General features: G+C 62.7%; 17 protein-coding genes and 1 pseudogene. 9 read left to right on the top strand and 9 right to left on the bottom strand.

All coding sequences use genetic code 11. The features are described from left to right. Positions 1–52: 52 nt before the first annotated feature. The 8 genes from GC125_RS13940 to GC125_RS13905 all read right to left on the bottom strand — a co-directional run bounded on the left by GC125_RS13940 (position 53) and on the right by GC125_RS13905 (position 7,547). Entirely contained in the window at positions 53–1,108 is a 1,056-nt protein-coding gene (locus GC125_RS13940) for an iron ABC transporter substrate-binding protein (RefSeq protein WP_151986191.1), read from the bottom strand. Beyond that, on the bottom strand, positions 1,105–1,854 hold the full coding sequence (locus tag GC125_RS13935; RefSeq protein ID WP_199864577.1) for a substrate-binding domain-containing protein: 750 nt from the start codon (positions 1,852–1,854) through the stop codon (positions 1,105–1,107). The genes GC125_RS13940 and GC125_RS13935 overlap by 4 nt, the downstream gene beginning before the upstream one ends. Positions 1,855–1,888: 34 nt before the next feature. Continuing rightward, positions 1,889–2,719: an ABC transporter substrate-binding protein gene (locus tag GC125_RS13930; RefSeq protein ID WP_151986189.1), complete on the bottom strand. Its 831-nt coding sequence runs from the start codon at positions 2,717–2,719 to the stop codon at positions 1,889–1,891. A gap of 32 nt (positions 2,720–2,751) precedes the next feature. Then, the gene (locus GC125_RS13925) at positions 2,752–3,495 is read right to left on the bottom strand and encodes an ATP-binding cassette domain-containing protein (protein WP_151986188.1); all 744 of its coding nucleotides are present in this window, start codon (positions 3,493–3,495) and stop codon (positions 2,752–2,754) included. Beyond that, on the bottom strand, positions 3,488–4,195 hold the full coding sequence (locus tag GC125_RS13920; protein ID WP_151986187.1) for an ABC transporter permease: 708 nt from the start codon (positions 4,193–4,195) through the stop codon (positions 3,488–3,490). The genes GC125_RS13925 and GC125_RS13920 overlap by 8 nt, the downstream gene beginning before the upstream one ends. A gap of 176 nt (positions 4,196–4,371) precedes the next feature. Continuing rightward, entirely contained in the window at positions 4,372–5,379 is a 1,008-nt protein-coding gene (locus tag GC125_RS13915; protein ID WP_151986186.1) for a 4-hydroxyproline epimerase, read from the bottom strand. Positions 5,380–5,389: 10 nt separating this feature from the next. Then, positions 5,390–6,637, bottom strand: a complete 1,248-nt coding sequence (locus GC125_RS13910) for an NAD(P)/FAD-dependent oxidoreductase (RefSeq protein WP_151986185.1) — start codon at positions 6,635–6,637, stop codon at positions 5,390–5,392. Positions 6,638–6,641: 4 nt separating this feature from the next. Continuing rightward, positions 6,642–7,547, bottom strand: coding sequence for a dihydrodipicolinate synthase family protein (locus tag GC125_RS13905; protein WP_151986184.1), 906 nt, complete (start codon positions 7,545–7,547; stop codon positions 6,642–6,644). Between the two features lie 330 nt (positions 7,548–7,877). On the opposite strand from GC125_RS13905, the gene GC125_RS13900 reads away from it, so the two are divergent. The 6 genes from GC125_RS13900 (at position 7,878) to GC125_RS13875 (ending at position 13,573) form a co-directional block, all read left to right on the top strand. After that, the gene (locus GC125_RS13900) at positions 7,878–8,801 is read left to right on the top strand and encodes an ABC transporter permease subunit (RefSeq protein WP_151986183.1); all 924 of its coding nucleotides are present in this window, start codon (positions 7,878–7,880) and stop codon (positions 8,799–8,801) included. 1 nt (position 8,802) lies between these two features. Beyond that, positions 8,803–10,137, top strand: a complete 1,335-nt coding sequence (gene livM / locus GC125_RS13895) for a high-affinity branched-chain amino acid ABC transporter permease LivM (RefSeq protein ID WP_151986182.1) — start codon at positions 8,803–8,805, stop codon at positions 10,135–10,137. A gap of 106 nt (positions 10,138–10,243) precedes the next feature. After that, positions 10,244–11,209, top strand: coding sequence for an ABC transporter ATP-binding protein (locus GC125_RS13890; RefSeq protein ID WP_502706100.1), 966 nt, complete (start codon positions 10,244–10,246; stop codon positions 11,207–11,209). Beyond that, complete coding sequence (locus GC125_RS13885; RefSeq protein WP_286165517.1) at positions 11,206–11,970, top strand: ABC transporter ATP-binding protein; 765 nt, start codon at positions 11,206–11,208, stop codon at positions 11,968–11,970. Before GC125_RS13890 ends, GC125_RS13885 begins: the two co-directional genes overlap by 4 nt. Continuing rightward, positions 11,970–12,317, top strand: coding sequence for a DUF6867 family protein (locus GC125_RS13880; protein ID WP_151986181.1), 348 nt, complete (start codon positions 11,970–11,972; stop codon positions 12,315–12,317). The genes GC125_RS13885 and GC125_RS13880 overlap by 1 nt, the downstream gene beginning before the upstream one ends. A 137-nt stretch (positions 12,318–12,454) precedes the next feature. Further along, positions 12,455–13,573, top strand: a complete 1,119-nt coding sequence (locus GC125_RS13875) for a branched-chain amino acid ABC transporter substrate-binding protein (RefSeq protein WP_151986180.1) — start codon at positions 12,455–12,457, stop codon at positions 13,571–13,573. A 111-nt stretch (positions 13,574–13,684) separates the two neighbouring features. Here GC125_RS13875 and GC125_RS13870 read toward each other — a convergent pair whose 3' ends face one another. Beyond that, positions 13,685–13,837 carry a DUF3563 family protein gene (locus GC125_RS13870; RefSeq protein WP_151986179.1) on the bottom strand — a complete coding sequence of 51 codons (153 nt, stop codon included), beginning with the start codon at positions 13,835–13,837 and terminating at the stop codon, positions 13,685–13,687. A 311-nt stretch (positions 13,838–14,148) separates the two neighbouring features. Between GC125_RS13870 and GC125_RS20260 the strand changes: the two are divergent. The 3 genes and pseudogenes from GC125_RS20260 to GC125_RS13855 form a co-directional block, all read left to right on the top strand. Next, positions 14,149–14,511, top strand: a pseudogene (locus tag GC125_RS20260) (transglycosylase SLT domain-containing protein); the annotation flags it as partial. Between the two features lie 64 nt (positions 14,512–14,575). Next, positions 14,576–15,664 carry a serine hydrolase domain-containing protein gene (locus tag GC125_RS13860; protein ID WP_151987921.1) on the top strand — a complete coding sequence of 363 codons (1,089 nt, stop codon included), beginning with the start codon at positions 14,576–14,578 and terminating at the stop codon, positions 15,662–15,664. 126 nt (positions 15,665–15,790) lie between these two features. Further along, complete coding sequence (locus tag GC125_RS13855) at positions 15,791–16,051, top strand: acyl carrier protein (RefSeq protein WP_151986177.1); 261 nt, start codon at positions 15,791–15,793, stop codon at positions 16,049–16,051. The last annotated feature ends 41 nt before the right edge of the window (positions 16,052–16,092 follow it).

Here is a 16,092-nt window from a genome sequence, read left to right as displayed (position 1 = left end):
ACGGATTCCGCAGGTCAGGCTATGCCGTTGATCCTTCAGACATCGCCGCATGTCAGCGCGGCGCAGCCGGTGGCTGGCCATCCGACCATTCGACGAGCGTGTTCAGTTCCGCGTCGGACAGCGTCACGTGGTAGAACAGCTCGTAGAAAGCGCGCGTGTCCTCGCGGATGTCGAACTCGATCCGGTCCGGATAGAACAGACCGCTCAGCCATTTTAGGCCCATGATTCGGTTGATCGAGGGCGGACGGTCGATCCAGCCGAACGGCGCCGTCGGGCTTAAAAAGACGCGCTCATTGCGTACGGCCTCGACGCTTTGCCAAAGCGGATCGGTCCAGACTGCGGCGTGGAAATTGCGGTCCCAGGTGATGATCGTGTCGGGATTTGCAGTCAGCACCTGTTCCATCGAGGCCTGCACGAGGCCGCGCTGGCCATTGCCGGGATCGGCGACGTTGCGCCCGCCCGCCCGTTCGATGATCTCGGTATTGATCGAGCCGACAAGGCCGGTTTCGAGCCCGTCGGGCCCCCGGGCAAGATAGGTGCGCGGACGCTCTTCGACCGGCACTTCGGCCAGAACCTGATCGATATCGGCGAAGGTGGCTTCTACATATGCGGCGAGTTCCTCGCCGCGTTCGGGCACGCCGAGCGCCTCTCCGACGAGACGCAAGGCCTCGGCCGTGTTCTCGAACCGTCCGTCGATCAGGAGATAGGGAATGCCGGTCTGCTGCTGCACGCGATCGGCAAGCGACACATAGGTGTCTGTTACCGAGCCGAAATCGAGAATGAGATGGGGCTGGATGGACAGCACGACTTCGAGATTGGCTTCGCCGCCGCGTCCCGTCAGCCGGCCCGTTTCGGGCAGGTCGCGGTAGGGCTCGGCGATATACGGCATCTCTTCCGGGTAGGGCCGGCGCGGCCAGCCGGTCATCACCTCAGGCCGCAAGGCATAAAGCAGCACCATGGCCGGCGGTCCGGCGGCATAGACGCGCTTGATCTCGTCCGGGATCTCGACGACGCGTCCGGCGCTGTCGGTAATCGTGCGCGCCTGTGCGATCGGCAGGAAGAGGATGGATGCGAGGATGACGGCAGCAAGCTTTGTCGTGATGGTCATGGCCGCGTACCCGTCAGATGCGTGAATCCGTGGCGCGCGAAGATGTCGCCGACACTGTCGCTCGACAGGTGGTCGGCAAAGCGCTTCGCGGCATCGCCGGCCCCATCGAGGAGCGCAAGTCCGTAGGTCGCGCCCACCGCGAGATTTTCCGGCAGATCCACAACGCCCAGCGAAGGTTCTTCCTGCAAAGCGATTGTCGCGTTCGTTCGGTAGGTCACGAAAATATCGGCAGCAGGCTTGGCCATCAGCCAGCCATAGAGATTTCGGCCGCCGGGCGCCTTGGGCTTGTCCACGCTCCCTGTCAGCCGGCGGGCCTTGACGCTCAAGCTGTCGAAGCTGCCCGGACGTAGCGCGTCGCACCTGCGGAAGAATTCGAGCGCATAATCGCCGGAAGGATCGTCTCCGGGCGTCGACATGCCGATCGTCACATCGCGCGCCAGCAACGCATCGAGAAGCGTATCAGGCTCAACTTTCAGCCCGGCGCGCAGGATGAGGCACAGCGTGTTGCTGAGGATCGCGTGAGGCGGTCCGGCAAGTCCGGCTTCCTGGAGTTGCCGTGGATGGTGGAGATCGGCAGAGAAGAAGAGGTCGGGTCGTTGTCCCGCCTCGATGCGCTGGCGCAGCAGTCCGGATGCGCCGAAGCGCGTGGTGATCTGCGTCCCGTTCGCCGCGCCATAGGCATGGGCGATTTCGCCGACGACCGCCTTCAGGCTGCCGGCGGCATGGATGGAAACCCGGGCGCTCATCGCGTCCGGGTGTCCGATTTCGGAAATCGAGCGATCAGCTCTGGCTCGCATCGGCGTCCGGGAAGAACAACTGCTCGCCGTCGATCTCGTAGTCTGCGATCGCCTGCTGGCCCGCATCCGAAAGCATCCAATCGATGAAGGTCTGGCCGGCTTCGACCTTGACGTTCGCGCAGTGCTCGGGGCTGACGAGGATGATGCCGTAGGGGTTGAACATTGCCTCGTCGCCTTCGACAGCGACCGTGTACTCGCCCTTGTTGCCGTAGTTGATCCAGGTCGCGCGATCGGTCAGCACGTAGCCGCCCATGCCGATGCCGGTGTTGAGCGTCTCACCCATGCCGGAGCCGGTTTCGCGATACCAGCTTCCGCTTTCCGCAGAAACGTCGATCCCGGCAACTTCCCAGAGTTCCAGTTCCTTGCTGTGTGTGCCGGAATCGTCGCCGCGCGACGCGAAGATGGACTCGCTCTCGGCGATTTTCGTCATCGCGTCGACCACGTCGGTCGAGCCGGCAACACCGGCCGGATCGGCAGGGGGGCCGACGATGACGAAGTCGTTGTACATCAAAGGCTCGCGCGAAACGCCGAAACCAGCCTCGACGAAGGCTTCCTCCTGCGCGGTTGCATGCACCAGCAGAACGTCGCCGTCGCAGTTCTCGGCGTTGTTGATCGCCTGGCCGGTGCCGACGGCAACGACGCGAACCTCGATGCCCGCTTCTTCCTGGAAGATCGGCAGCAGATGCTCGTAAAGGCCGGAGGCTTCGGTCGAGGTCGTCGACTGGACGATGATGAAGTTGTCTTCCTGGGCGAGCGCCGGTGCGGCGGCAAGCGTGAAGGCCACGCCTGCGGAAAGCAATGTCAGTCTGTTCATGGGTCGTTTCTCCCGTTGGTTTTTGGTTGCAGTCAGAGAAGGATTTCGCCGGCGGCGAAGGCGCGCGCTTCCTGCGTCTGCGGGCGATCGAAGAATTCGGCAGTCTGTCCATCCTCGACGATCCGGCCGCGATGCATCAAAAGCACGCGCTCGGAGAGGCGCCTTGCCTGGGCCATGTCGTGGGTGACGAGCACGATGATCGTTCCGGCCTTTGCTGCGGCGCCGATCATCTCTTCGATGCGCAGCGTGGAGGCGGGATCGAGGCTCGCCGTCGGCTCATCGAGGAAGAGGATCTCGGGCTTCAGGGCGAGCGCCCGGGCCATGGCAAGGCGCTGTTTCTCCCCGCCGGAGAGAAGCCGCGCCGAAGTGTCGGCGATGGCGGAAAGGCCGGCATGCTCGAGCGCTCCGTGCGCCAGCGCCTGCGCGTCGCGGGTGCCATGGCCCGCCTGTTTCAGGGCGTAAACGACGTTGGCGATCGCCGAACGGCGAAACAGCACGGGATGCTGCAGCAGCATGCCGACCTTGCGGTAGCCATCGCGCGAGGGCGCCGAGCCGTTCCAGGAAACGTCGCCGCGATCCGGCTTCTGCAGCCCGGCGAGCGACTTGATCAACATGGATTTGCCGGCGCCGTTGGGGCCGAGTATGGCGGTGACGGCCTGATGGCCGAAGACGATCTGCTCGATATCGAGCAGCAGCCTGCCGCCGCGCTCGATCTTGAGATCGCGTCCCGAAACGGGGGTGGCGGCCAGCGCCCTTGTATCGGTGCGGTCAAGCATAGGCAGCGCGCTCCGCCGTTCCGCGCAAGGCGAAGACAAGGCTGTTTACGGCAACGGCAATGGACACCAGGATGATGCCGAGCCCGAGCGCTAGTGCCAGATTGCCCTTTGCCGTTTCCAGCGCGATCGTCGTCGTCATGACGCGGGTGACGTGGTTGATGTTGCCGCCGACGATGATGACCGCCCCAACCTCGGCGATGGCGCGGCCGAAGCCGGCAAGCAGCGCGGTCATCAGCGAGAAGCGTCCTTCCCAAAGGAGCGTGACCAATCGCTGGCCGCTGGTCAGGCCGAAGAGGGTCATCTGCTGGTGGTATTCGTCGTTCAGGTCCTCGATCGTCTGACGGGCCAGCGCCGCGATGATCGGCGTGATCAGGAGCGACTGCGCAATGATCATCGCAGTGGGCGTGTACAGCAGTTGCAGCGGCCCGAGGGCGCCGGAATTCGAGAGCAGCAGGTAGACGATCAGGCCGACGACGACCGGTGGCAGCCCCATGAGCGCTGTGATGGCAACGACGATTGCCGTTCGGCCCGGAAAGTTGGCCACGGCGAGGAACGCGCCCAGCGGCAGGCCGATGATCGCGGCGACGATGACGGCCGACAGACTCACCTGCAGTGACAAGAACACGATGGCACGCAGATCGGCATCGAAGGATGCGATCAGCCGAAAGGCTTCACCAAACGCGTCTGCAAAACTCTGCATTTCGTGACTTTTCGTCCGTTTATCTTGCGTGAACCGGAGACTATGGGATGAAAAGCGCTGGCGCAACGCAAAATGGCGCGTTTACGGCGCGGCCGACATCGTGCCGCAGGCGCAATCTGCGGCTGCGGTGGACTTTGCGGGAAAATCTGCGGCGAAAGTCTCAGGTGGTCAGCGTATCAAAGCGCCGCGAGCGAAAAACCGTGCGCATACGGGTCGCGGTCGTCGATGAAGATCGTGTTGAGCCCGGTGACGCGTGCCCAGCCGCCGATGGACGGAATGATCGCCGGCTTGCCGCCGACGGTCGTCTCGCTTTCGACGCGGCCATGGAAGAGGGACCCGATGATGCTTTCGTGGATGAAATCGTCGCCTGCCGCCAGCTTTCCCTTCGCCGCCCAGTGCGCCATGCGCGCCGAGGTGCCCGTGCCGCAGGGCGAGCGGTCGATCGCGGCTTCGCCATAGAAGACGGCGTTGCGCGCGTGCGCTTGTCGGTCGCGCGGCGCGCCGGCCCACAGAACATGGCGCAGGCCCTTGATGTCGGCATGTTCGGGATGCTGGAACTCGTATTTGGCATTCAGCGCAGCGCGCAGGCGCGGGCTCCAGGTCAGAAGGTCCTGCACCGACACATCGGCGATATCGGAGAAGGCGGCCTGCGGCTCGACGATGGCGTAGAAATTGCCGCCATAGGCAACGTCCACCGTGATCTCGCCCAGGCCTTCGACGTCCGCCTTCAGCCCTTCGGCATGGAGGAAGGACGCGACATTGGTGATGCGGACCTCTTCAACATAGTCGCCTTCCTGCCGGTAGGTTGCGGTGACGAGGCCCGCCGGCGTGTCGAGCTTTACGATGCCCGGCGTCTTTGGCTTGACCAGCCCGTGTTCGATCATCGTCGTGACCGTGCCGATGGTGCCGTGGCCGCACATGGGCAGGCAGCCCGACGTCTCGATGAAGAGGATGGCGATGTCGCAGTCGGCCCGGGTCGGCGGGTAGAGGATCGAGCCGGACATGATGTCGTGGCCGCGTGGCTCGAACATCAGCCCGGTGCGGATCCAGTCGTATTCGGCGATGAAATGCGCGCGGCGCTCCAGCATGGTCGCGCCCTGAAGCTGCGGCCCGCCGCCGGCGACGACGCGAACGGGATTGCCGCAGGTGTGACCGTCGATGCAGAAGAAGGAGTGGCGCGCCATGGGAATGCTTTCAGAACCGGTGCGGTGAATAAGGTGTAAGCGGGATTTCGGTGTCGCGATCGAGCGCGATGTCGGCAACGAGCTTTGCGGTCGCCGCGGACTGCGTCAGGCCGAGGTGGCCGTGTCCGAAGGCATGGATTACACGGGGTACGCGGCGCGACCGTCCGATGGCGGGCAGGGAATCGGGCAGGGAGGGGCGAAAGCCCATCCATTCCGTGCCACCCACAGGGTTCAATTCCGGCAGGAACCGTGCAGCTTTGGCAAGCATCGTCTTCGAGCGTTGGAAGTTCGGCGGCCGGTCAAGCCCCGCCAACTCTACCGCGCCTCCGACGCGCACGGCCTGCCCGAGCGGCGACACCACGAAGCCATGGTCGTCGAAAATGATCTGACAATTGAGATCGAGTGCCGATTTCGGAAGCGTCGTGTTGTAGCCCCGCTCCGTTTCTAGCGGGATCCGGTCGCCGATCAATGCCGCCAGCCGATGCGACCAGGCGCCTGCCGCAATCACCGCCTGCTCGGTGAGCAGCGAGCGTCCATCGGTGAAGGAGAGGCGGACGCCGGCGTCCTCGACGGCGATCCGTTCAATGTCGGCGACTTCCATATGGACGCCGAGGGATACGGCGCGCTCGCCGAGCGCAACGACATAGGCTTTCGGGTCGGCAACGTTCGACCAGCTGGCCACATGGGTGCCGTGGCGAAAGGTCTGCGCCGTGCCCGGCTGGATCGCGTCGATGCCGGCGCGGTCGAGATGGCGGTGGCTGATGCCGTATTCGGTGCGCCGGTCCCAGCCGCGCGCAGCGGCATTGAAGCTGCGTTCGGTGTCGTAGAGATGCAGGGCGCCGCGAGCCACGATCATATGCTTCAAGCCGGTGCGCTCCAGAAGCTGCTCCGTCTCGGCCTCAGCGACACGCATCAAGGCCGCCTGCGCCGAAATGCTGCGTTCATAGTTCTTGCGGCTGCCGGCTTTGAAGAACCGCCAGAGCCACGGTGCGATCGTCGGCAGATAGGCCGGCGGCACCGAAAGCGGCCCGGTCGGATCCATCAGCCAGAACGGTGCTTTCAGCATGATGCCCGGAGAGGCGAGCGGCAGAATGTCGGAAAAGGCGAAGGCGCCCGCATTGCCGGCGCTGGTCTCGGACGAGATGCCCTTGCGGTCGACGAGCGCGACCGACAGGCCGCGCTCGGCAAGATAGAGCGCGGTCGTCGTTCCGATCACGCCGGCGCCGATCACGGCAATATCGTATCGGCCGGCGTTCATGGGATCAGGCCGCAATGTCCAGTGCGGGGAGGGTCGGGCGCATCTCGATCGCTCCACGGATGATGCGCTCGACCTCGGCGCGCCGCTCGCCCGCAAGCGGGAGCCTCGGTCCGCGCACATGCTCGGTGGTCTTTATGGAGAGCGCTTCGGCCAGCTTGATGTTCTGGACGAGATAGGTGGAGACATCGAGATCGAGCAGCGGGCGGAACCAGCGGTAGATCGCAAGCGCCTCGTCGCGGCGGCCAGCCTGCATGAGCTGCCAGATGGCGACCGTTTCCTTGGGGAAGGCAACGACGAGGCCGGCGACCCAACCCGTCGCGCCGACCGACAGCGCCTCGAAAGCAAGATTGTCGACGCCGGTCAGCACGGCGTAGCGATCACCCAGATGATTGATGATCTCGGTGGTGCGGCGAATGTCGTCGGAGGATTCCTTGATGGCGACGAAGCGGGCGTCGTCGGCAAGGTCGGCCATCAATTGCGGAGTCACGTCAACGCGGTAGGCGACGCGGTTCGAGTAGATCATCACCGGCAGATCGCCGGCAGCTGCGATGGCGCGCAGATTGGCCTCGGTCTCGCGCGCGTCGGTATGATAGATCGGGCTCGGCACGACCATCAGTCCATCGGCCCCGGCCTGTGCTGCCTTCTTCGCCATCGCGCATGCCGCCGCTGTCGATGCTTCCGCGACCGTCACCAGGACGGGTCGCTTGCCGGCCGCGGCCTTTGCGGTGTGGTAGACCTCGATGCGCTCTTCCTGCGTCAGCATCGGGCCTTCGCCGAGCGACCCGGCGACGATCAGCCCGTCGACGCCCGCGTCGATCTGCAGGCCGAAGCAACGCTCCATCTCCGCATGGTCGAGGCTTTCATCCTCCTTGAACTTCGTTGTAACGGCGGGAAGGATGCCACTCCACATGACCAGACTCCGTGCGTCGAGCGTTTCAGTTTCGGCAGCAAATCCCAAAGCCGGTTCAGTGGCAAGAGGCAGCACGCCGTACCTCGCCCACACGATTCCGAGGGCCCATACCGGTTTCAAAGCATTTCGTTTTCTTGGTCGCCAAATGACGATCAAGACGGTGGATTGACCGGTCAAAGCGCCTTCAATCGGCGTTTTTCTCTATTGACCTCATCGACCCATTGGCGATCTTAATAGCTGATATTGCAGACGATGATCGGCGGTTGTGGGAGCCGCGGTCGATCGAACGGCAAAACCGGCGGGACAAGCCGGCCAGAGGGGTACAGCACAGTGGAATATTTCGTTCAGCAGTTGATCAACGGGCTGACGCTGGGGTCCATCTATGGGCTCATCGCGATCGGTTACACGATGGTCTACGGCATTATCGGCATGATCAATTTCGCCCATGGCGACATCTTCATGGTCGGATCGTTCATTGCCATGATCCTGATCGTCGCGCTTGGCATCACGGCCGGCGCCGGTTTCATCGTGCTCATCCTGGCGCTGATGCTCGTGCTTCTGATGGCCATGCTCTTCACGTCCGCCTGGGGCTGGACGGTGGAGCGGATCGCCTACCGGCCGCTGCGAGGCTCCTTCCGCCTCGCGCCGCTGATCACTGCGATCGGCATGTCGATTGTGCTGCAGAACTTCGTTCAGATCGTTCAGGGTGCACGCGTCAAGCCGCTTCCTCCGCTGGTTTCCGGTGGATACACGATCATGGACGGCAACGGCTTCGACGTTCAGATCTCCAACATTCAGATCCTGATCCTGGTGACGACGGTCGTGTTGATGTGTGTGTTCACCTACATCATCAACAACACCGCGCTCGGCCGGTCGCTGCGTGCCTGCGAGCAGGATCGCAAGATGGCGTCGCTCGTCGGCATCAACGTCGACCGCACCATCTCGCTGACCTTCGTGCTCGGCGCTGCGCTCGCAGCCGTCGCGGGCTTCATGTATCTGCTCTATTACGGCGTGATCGATTTCTACATCGGCTTCATAGCCGGCGTTAAGGCGTTCACCGCCGCCGTGCTCGGCGGCATCGGCTCGCTGCCGGGCGCCATGCTCGGTGGTATCCTGATCGGACTGATCGAGACCTTCTGGTCCGGCTACTTCTCCGTCGAATACAAAGACGTGGCCGCGTTCTTCATCCTGGCCGCCGTGCTGATCTTCCTGCCGTCGGGCCTGCTCGGCAAACCTGAAGTCGAGAAGGTCTGATATGGTTGCGTTCAACGCGGCACCTGCCGCCGAAGAAAACATCGTGATGGCTTCTCTCAAGGATGCCATCCTCGCCGGGGTTCTCGCCCTTATCCTCTTCTCCATCATCGTCGGGCTACGCACCGATGCCGGTGCCGGCGGTCTGCAGATCACGACCGAATGGGACCGTGTCTTGATGATGGCGGCAGCGACGGCCGTCGGCCGGTTCCTGCTGAACATCTTCTTCTGGAAGCGCGCCGGCGGACCCAAGGGGCTCTCCGACGTACTGCCGGATTTCAACAAGGCCGGCCATGTTTCGCGGTTCCTCGGCCCGGTGATGCTCGGCATCGCCGTCACGCTTCCCTTCATCGTCATGCTGCTGGTTCCGGGTCAGGGCCGCTATTATGTCGACCTCGGCGTGCTGGTGCTGACCTACATCATGCTCGGTTGGGGCCTGAACATCGTCGTCGGGCTCGCCGGTCTGCTCGATCTCGGCTATGTCGCGTTCTATGCGGTCGGCGCCTATTCCTACGCGCTGCTGTCGCAGTATTTCGATCTCGGCTTCTGGGTCTGCCTTCCGCTCGCGGGCATTCTCGCCGCCTTCTGGGGCGTGATCCTCGGCTTCCCGGTGCTGAGGCTACGCGGCGACTATCTCGCAATTGTAACGCTCGCTTTCGGCGAAATCATCCGTATCGTGCTCTTGAACTGGTACGACCTGACGAATGGTCCGAACGGCATCACGCAGATCCCGCGCCCGACCTTCTTCGGTCTGGATTTCACGCGCGACGAGGGAGGCTTTGCGGATTTCTTCGGGCTCGAATACGCCGCGATTCACCGCATCATCTTCCTCTATTATATCATCCTCGCGCTTGCGCTCATCACCAACTGGGTCACGCTGCGGCTGCGCAAACTGCCGATCGGCCGCGCCTGGGAAGCCTTGCGTGAAGACGAGATCGCCTGCCGGTCGCTCGGCATAAACACGACCAACACCAAGCTTTCCGCCTTTGCGATCGGCGCAATGTTCGGCGGGTTCGCCGGTGCCTTCTTCGCCACGCGCCAGGGCTTCATCTCGCCGGAAAGCTTCACCTTCCTGGAATCGGCGATCATTCTTGCCATCGTCGTGCTCGGCGGTCTCGGCAGCCAGATGGGCGTCGTCTTCGCCTCGCTGGTGATGATCGGTGGCTTCGAAATGTTCCGAAATCTGGAGGAATTCCGCGTCCTGGTGTTCGGCCTCCTGATGGTGCTGATCATGATCTGGAAGCCGCGCGGGCTGGTGTCGACGCGCAATCCCACGGTCTTCCTGAAGGAACGAAAGGCGGTCTCTGCCGATCTTGTGAGCCAGGGGGAGGGGCACTGACATGAGCCTGCAACCCATTTCCCCAACGCCTGCAATTGCAGGCAGCTCCAAGCAGACGCTGCGCAACTGGGAAACCGACGTCGTCATCCGCATCGAGCACCTGACCATGCGCTTCGGCGGCCTGGTCGCGGTCGACAATCTCTCGTTCGATGTCGGGCGTGGCGACATCACCTCGCTGATCGGCCCGAACGGCGCAGGCAAGACGACGGTGTTCAACTGCCTGACCGGCTTCTACAAGCCGACCGAAGGTCGGATGATCATGGCGCACACGCCGTCTGCCTTCGCCAATCTGGAAGCTCGGACACAAGAGGGGCGGCGGTATTTCGCCGATGACGGCCTCTTCCTGCTCGAGCGCATGCCCGACATGGAGATTGCAGCCGTCGGGAAGGTCGCGCGTACCTTCCAGAACATTCGCCTCTTCGGCGGAATGACGCTTTTGGAAAACCTGATGGTCGCGCAGCACAATGCGTTGATCGTCGCGTCCAGCTATACGTTCGGCGGCATTTTCGGCCTGCCGTCCTACCGAAAGGGCGAGCGCGAGGCGATCGAACTGGCCAAATACTGGCTGGAGAAAACCAATCTCATCGACCGGGCCGACGATCCGGCTGCCGATCTGCCCTATGGCGATCAGCGCCGGCTGGAGATCGCGCGGGCCATGTGCACGCGCCCGCAGGTGCTGTGCCTTGACGAGCCCGCCGCCGGCTTGAACCCAAAAGAGTCCAGCGAGCTCAATGCGCTTCTGCGCCAGATTCGCGACGACGAGGGCATCTCGGTGCTGCTCATCGAGCATGACATGAGCGTCGTGATGGAGATTTCGGACCACGTCGTCGTTCTCGACTATGGCCGCAAGATTTCCGACGGCGCGCCTCAGGACGTGCGTTCCGATCCCAAGGTCATCGCGGCCTATCTCGGTGTCGACGACGAAGAGGTAGAGGCGGTGGAAGCAGAGGTCGAAATGGAAGCAGCCAGTGTCGGCGGAAACGTTCGGGTTGTCGACGCTGAAGCCGCGCAGACACTGAAGGAATTGTCGGCGCGCAGTGTTTCCAAGGATGCGAAGGGAGACGGCCAATGAGCATGGCAAGCGTCAGCGATCCCATGGCCGTTCCGACAGGCGAGCCCGTTCTGGCCGTTCGTGGCGTCCACACCTACTACGGCGCCATCCACGCCCTGAAGGGCGTCGACATCGACATTCAGGATGGTGAGATCGTCAGCCTGATCGGCGCCAATGGCGCCGGCAAATCCACGCTGATGATGACGATCTGCGGAAATCCGCAAGCGCGGCATGGCAACGTGTTCTATCGGGGGGAGGACATCACCCGCGTTCCAACCCACGAGATCATGCGCAAGGGCATCGCCCAGTCCCCGGAAGGGCGCCGCATCTTCCCGCGTATGACCGTTCGCGAGAATCTGCAGATGGGTGCCGGCATCACCGACATGACCCATTTCGAGGATGATCTGGAGCGGATGTACACGCTGTTTCCGCGTTTGAAAGACCGGCAGGGCCAGCGCGGCGGAACGCTTTCGGGCGGTGAGCAGCAGATGCTGGCTATCGCTCGGGCATTGATGAGCCGGCCGAAGCTGCTTCTGCTGGACGAACCGTCCCTCGGTCTTGCACCGCTGATCGTGCGGCAGATCTTCAACGCCATCCGCGACCTCAACCAATCGGAAGGGCTGACGGTCTTCCTCGTCGAACAAAACGCCTACCATGCGCTGAAGCTCGCCCACCGCGGCTATGTCATGGTCAACGGCAAGATCTCGATTACGGGCACCGGCAAGGAGTTGCTGGCGAGCCCCGAGATCCAGGCTGCCTATCTGGAAGGGGGAGCGCACTGATGGGCGTGCTCTGGGACAACTCAATCATCGCCTTCATCGTCGTCACGCTCTTTCTCGGCGGAGGCGCTGCCTGGATGACGGGACGGGCGATGGCGAAGACCTGGCAGCCTATCTGGCTGCTCGTCTTCTATTGCTTTCTCGTCTCGCTCGCGGTGCGCTTCCTCAACTTTGCGCTCTACGACGGCGAGCTGCTGACGCTCTATTATTTCCTTCTCCACCTCGCGATCATCGTCGTCATCGGGCTCATCGGGCATCGGTTTTTCCGGGCGCGACAGATGGTGCGTCAATACACGTGGATCAACGAGCAGGCGGGCCCACTCGCCTGGAAGGTGAAGCAGGGTTCGTGATCGAATTTTCGGGGCTTTTCCCGATTGCCTTTGCCGGCAAAGGGAATAGCATCCGAAATAAGCCGGAACGCAAGGATGTTTCGGGAGCGGAACGGGGGCGTGTGCTCCGCCGCAAAACACCAGAGGGAGACTATCGAATGAAGAAAGTTCTGATGACGGGCGTGGCCGCTTCCGCGCTCTTTGCAACCGCCGGTATGGCTTCGGCCGATATCGTCATCGCGACCGCTGGTCCGATGACCGGACAGTACGCGTCGTTCGGCGCACAGATGCAGGCCGGCGCCGAAATGGCCGTGGCCGACATCAATGCGGCTGGCGGCGTCCTCGGCGAACAGCTCGTGCTTGAAATCGGTGACGATGCCTGCGACGCCCGTCAGGCCGTCTCGGTCGCCAACCAGCTCGTCGGCGAAGGCGCCGTTTTCGTTGCCGGCCATTTCTGCTCGGGTTCGTCGATCCCGGCCAGCGCCGTCTATGACGAAGAAGGCGTGGTCCAGATCTCACCAGCTTCGACCGCCCCGGCCTTCACGGACGAGCGTCCGGGCCCCGGCATTTTCCGCACCTGCGGACGTGACGACCAGCAGGGCGAAATCGCCGGCCAGTTCCTGATGGAAACCTTCCCGGATGCCAAGGTCGCGTTCATTCACGACAACACGGCTTACGGCAAGGGCCTCGCAGACCAGACGATGTCGTTCTATGAGGCAGCAGGCGGCGAGCCGGCTCTTTACCAGGCCTATACGGCTGGTGAGCAGGACTACACCGCGCTCGTGACCCGTCTGAAGAACGAAGGCGTGAACGTTCTGTACGTTGGCGGGTACCACACGGAAGCCGGTCTCATCAAACGCCAGATGGCCGACCAGGCCATGGACGCGGTCCTGATCTCCGGCGATGCGCTTGTCACCGACGAGTATTGGTCCATCACGGGCGATGCCGGCGAAGGCACGCTCATGACCTTCTCTCCGGATCCGCGCCTCAACGAAGAAGCCGCTCCGGTCGTCGAGAAGTTCGAAGCTGAAGGCATCAACCCGGAAGGCTACACGCTCTACACCTACGCTGCGATCCAGGCCTGGGCCGCTGCCGTTGAAGAAGCCGGTTCGACCGATTTCGACGGTGTGGTCGAAGCCCTGAATGCAGGCACCTTCCAGACCGTTCTCGGCGAACTCGACTTCGACGACAAGGGCGACGTCACGCTGCCCGGCTACGTCATGTACGAGTGGACTGCCGGCGAATACGGCTACTACGAAGACGCCGCTGCTCAGTAAGCAAACAATTGTCGCGATGGGCCGGCGTCAGCTCGGCCCATCGACTACAAACAAAAAGCCCGCTGCGAGCGATCGCAGCGGGCTTTTCAACGTCGGAGCGTCATGCTCGTCTTAAAGGCGATTGCGGAACCGGCCGCTGTCGATCTCGCGCATACGCATTTCCAAGTCGACGATCGAGGTCGAGCCATTGAGATAGGCCGATTCCCGGTCGCGCCACGGATCTGCGCTAATGAGCTTAATAAAGCGACGTGTCATGTTCTTCATGGTTTTCTTCCTTCTTCTTGTTGTTGACCATGAAATAGTCTTCCATGCTGCAATGCACAACAGACATTGCGGCATGTGAGCCATGCGACGCCTGCACGTGGCAGGGCGTGACCGGCATCACCACAATTCAGCCGCAAGCATTGAGCAATAAAGGCTTTCCCGCGCCGAGTGCGTGTTCATCGACGAGCCATCAGATGCGTCTTGCCGCACGAGTGTTGATCATCCTCCTTTGTGGCAGCGGTCTTACGGCCTGCGCGACGAGCGGGCAGGAGGCTGCGGGTCGTCAGACGGCCAATCAGACCGCCGCTCTGGCTCCGCAGTCCGATCTCGACCGTCTGATCTCTGCACACTCCACGGCCTATGGCGTGCCTGAATCGCTGGTTCGGCGGGTGGTGAAGCGTGAAAGCAATTACAATCCGGCGGCCCGCAACGGTCCCAATCTCGGCCTGATGCAGATCCGCCACGATACGGCGCGCACCATGGGTTATCGTGGCGAGCCATCGGGCCTGCTCGATGCCGATACCAATCTGCGCTATGCGGTGAAGTATCTCCGCGGCGCCTATATCGTTGCCGATCGCAACGAGGACCGCGCGATCGCTCTTTATCAGCGCGGTTATTACTACGACGCCAAGCGTCGTGGACTTCTCGTCGAGACAGGGCTGCGCGCTTCGTGATCGCGGCATTCGCTCGTCCAGTCATGGACTTGCCGCTTCCCTCCCATATGTGATGCCCATGACCATGAAAAACACTGCGCGTCTGCACGCCCTTCGCGGCGTCGTCTTTCTCTCCTGTCTCGCTGTCTCCCTGTCTGCACATGGCCAGGATGCCGCCTCCGAGCCATCGCCCGACGTCGAGGCGATCGGGCCGGCGGCCGCTTCGCTTGTCGAAGTGCGCGACGCTGCCGTTCAGGCGGCCGAGGAATTGGACGGTCTTCACACGCTCATCGTCGCGCGCGATGGTGAGGTCTGGATCGAGGAAGGTTTCGAGGGTCGTTCGGTCACGACGCCGACGAACATCAAGTCGGCCTCGAAATCGATCGTGTCGGCGATGGTCGGCATCGCGATCGACAAGGGCCTGCTCGAGGGTGTCGACCAGCCGATCGCGCCGCTGCTCGAGGACAAGCTTCCCGACGATGCGGATCCGCGCATCAACGAGATCACCATCGGAAATCTTCTTTCGATGCAGGCCGGCCTCGGTCGGACGTCCGGCGAGAATTATGGTCGCTGGATCGCAAGCTCCGACTGGGTCCGTGCCGCTCTGGCCGAGCCCTTTGCCGACGATCCCGGCGGGCGGATGCTCTATTCCACCGGCAGCACCCATCTTCTGTCCGCCATCCTGATGCGCGTCGGTGATGCCGACACGATGGAACTCGCCAATGAGTGGCTCGGCATGGACGGTGCTTTTCGCGTGACCGACTGGGAACGCGATCCGCAGGGCATTCCGCTCGGCGGCAACCAGATGGCCGTTTCGCCGCGGTCGTTGCTGGCCTTCGGCGAACTTTATCGCAACGGCGGCGTGGGGCCCGATGGCGCGCGCGTCGTTTCGGAGGAGTGGATCGAGCAGTCGTGGCAGCGCCGCACCAGTTCGGTCTTCTCGGGCGAGGCTTACGGCTACAGCTGGTTCCTGACGGACATGGCGGGCGTCGATTGTTTCTACGCCTGGGGCTATGGCGGCCAGATGCTCTATATCCTGCCCGAGTTGGAAATGACCGTCGTCATCACTTCTGCCGAGAATCGCCCATCGGCGCGCTCGGGGTACCGCGATGACCTGCACGCGCTGGTCGAAGACCGGCTGGTCCGTCCCGTGCTTGAGGCCAGTGGAAGTTAACCAGTCTTAACGGTTGCAACCTTAAGCCTTGTTGCATTGCACTGTCAGTTGACGCACCTTGCTCCGGCGGGGCGGGCGGCGGAATCGCACAACCCGCGGGGGCCGACATTTTGCCGAGGGAACGCGATGACGACTGACACCCTGAAGGATGAAATCATCCGCCACATTGCCGAATACAGCGACGCCAATGCCGATGACATCACGGGTTCGTCGATGGTGGACGATCTCGGCATCCATTCACTGGAGCTCGCTGAGCTCGTCATGGAACTGGAAGAAAAATACGATATCGAGATTGAGACCGACAGCGTCGAGTCCTGGAACTCGCTGAAGACGGTCGACGATATCGTGGCGGCCGTGCGTGCTATGCTGGCCGCAAAGGCAATGTGATCGTATCTACGATTATTACAAAAAGGCGGGCGGGCGCCATC

This window comes from Rhizobium sp. EC-SD404 (genome assembly GCF_902498825.1).
Taxonomy (GTDB): Bacteria; Pseudomonadota; Alphaproteobacteria; order Rhizobiales; family Rhizobiaceae; genus Georhizobium.
Note: the sequence above shows the minus strand (reverse complement) of the source record. Positions and strands in the feature narration are given on the sequence as shown.

Excerpts from the sequence above, each read along its gene's own strand:
- GC125_RS13940 (WP_151986191.1), bottom strand. The coding sequence starts at position 1,108 with ATGACCATCACGACAAAGCTTGCTGCCGTCATCCTCGCATCCATCCTC.
- GC125_RS13935 (WP_199864577.1), bottom strand. The coding sequence starts at position 1,854 with ATGAGCGCCCGGGTTTCCATCCATGCCGCCGGCAGCCTGAAGGCGGTC.
- GC125_RS13930 (WP_151986189.1), bottom strand. The coding sequence starts at position 2,719 with ATGAACAGACTGACATTGCTTTCCGCAGGCGTGGCCTTCACGCTTGCC.
- GC125_RS13925 (WP_151986188.1), bottom strand. The coding sequence starts at position 3,495 with ATGCTTGACCGCACCGATACAAGGGCGCTGGCCGCCACCCCCGTTTCG.
- GC125_RS13920 (WP_151986187.1), bottom strand. The coding sequence starts at position 4,195 with ATGCAGAGTTTTGCAGACGCGTTTGGTGAAGCCTTTCGGCTGATCGCA.
- GC125_RS13915 (WP_151986186.1), bottom strand. The coding sequence starts at position 5,379 with ATGGCGCGCCACTCCTTCTTCTGCATCGACGGTCACACCTGCGGCAAT.
- GC125_RS13910 (WP_151986185.1), bottom strand. The coding sequence starts at position 6,637 with ATGAACGCCGGCCGATACGATATTGCCGTGATCGGCGCCGGCGTGATC.
- GC125_RS13905 (WP_151986184.1), bottom strand. The coding sequence starts at position 7,547 with ATGTGGAGTGGCATCCTTCCCGCCGTTACAACGAAGTTCAAGGAGGAT.
- livM (WP_151986182.1), top strand. The coding sequence starts at position 8,803 with ATGGTTGCGTTCAACGCGGCACCTGCCGCCGAAGAAAACATCGTGATG.
- GC125_RS13890 (WP_502706100.1), top strand. The coding sequence starts at position 10,244 with ATGCGCTTCGGCGGCCTGGTCGCGGTCGACAATCTCTCGTTCGATGTC.
- GC125_RS13885 (WP_286165517.1), top strand. The coding sequence starts at position 11,206 with ATGAGCATGGCAAGCGTCAGCGATCCCATGGCCGTTCCGACAGGCGAG.
- GC125_RS13880 (WP_151986181.1), top strand. The coding sequence starts at position 11,970 with ATGGGCGTGCTCTGGGACAACTCAATCATCGCCTTCATCGTCGTCACG.
- GC125_RS13875 (WP_151986180.1), top strand. The coding sequence starts at position 12,455 with ATGAAGAAAGTTCTGATGACGGGCGTGGCCGCTTCCGCGCTCTTTGCA.
- GC125_RS13870 (WP_151986179.1), bottom strand. The coding sequence starts at position 13,837 with ATGAAGAACATGACACGTCGCTTTATTAAGCTCATTAGCGCAGATCCG.
- GC125_RS13860 (WP_151987921.1), top strand. The coding sequence starts at position 14,576 with ATGAAAAACACTGCGCGTCTGCACGCCCTTCGCGGCGTCGTCTTTCTC.
- GC125_RS13855 (WP_151986177.1), top strand. The coding sequence starts at position 15,791 with ATGACGACTGACACCCTGAAGGATGAAATCATCCGCCACATTGCCGAA.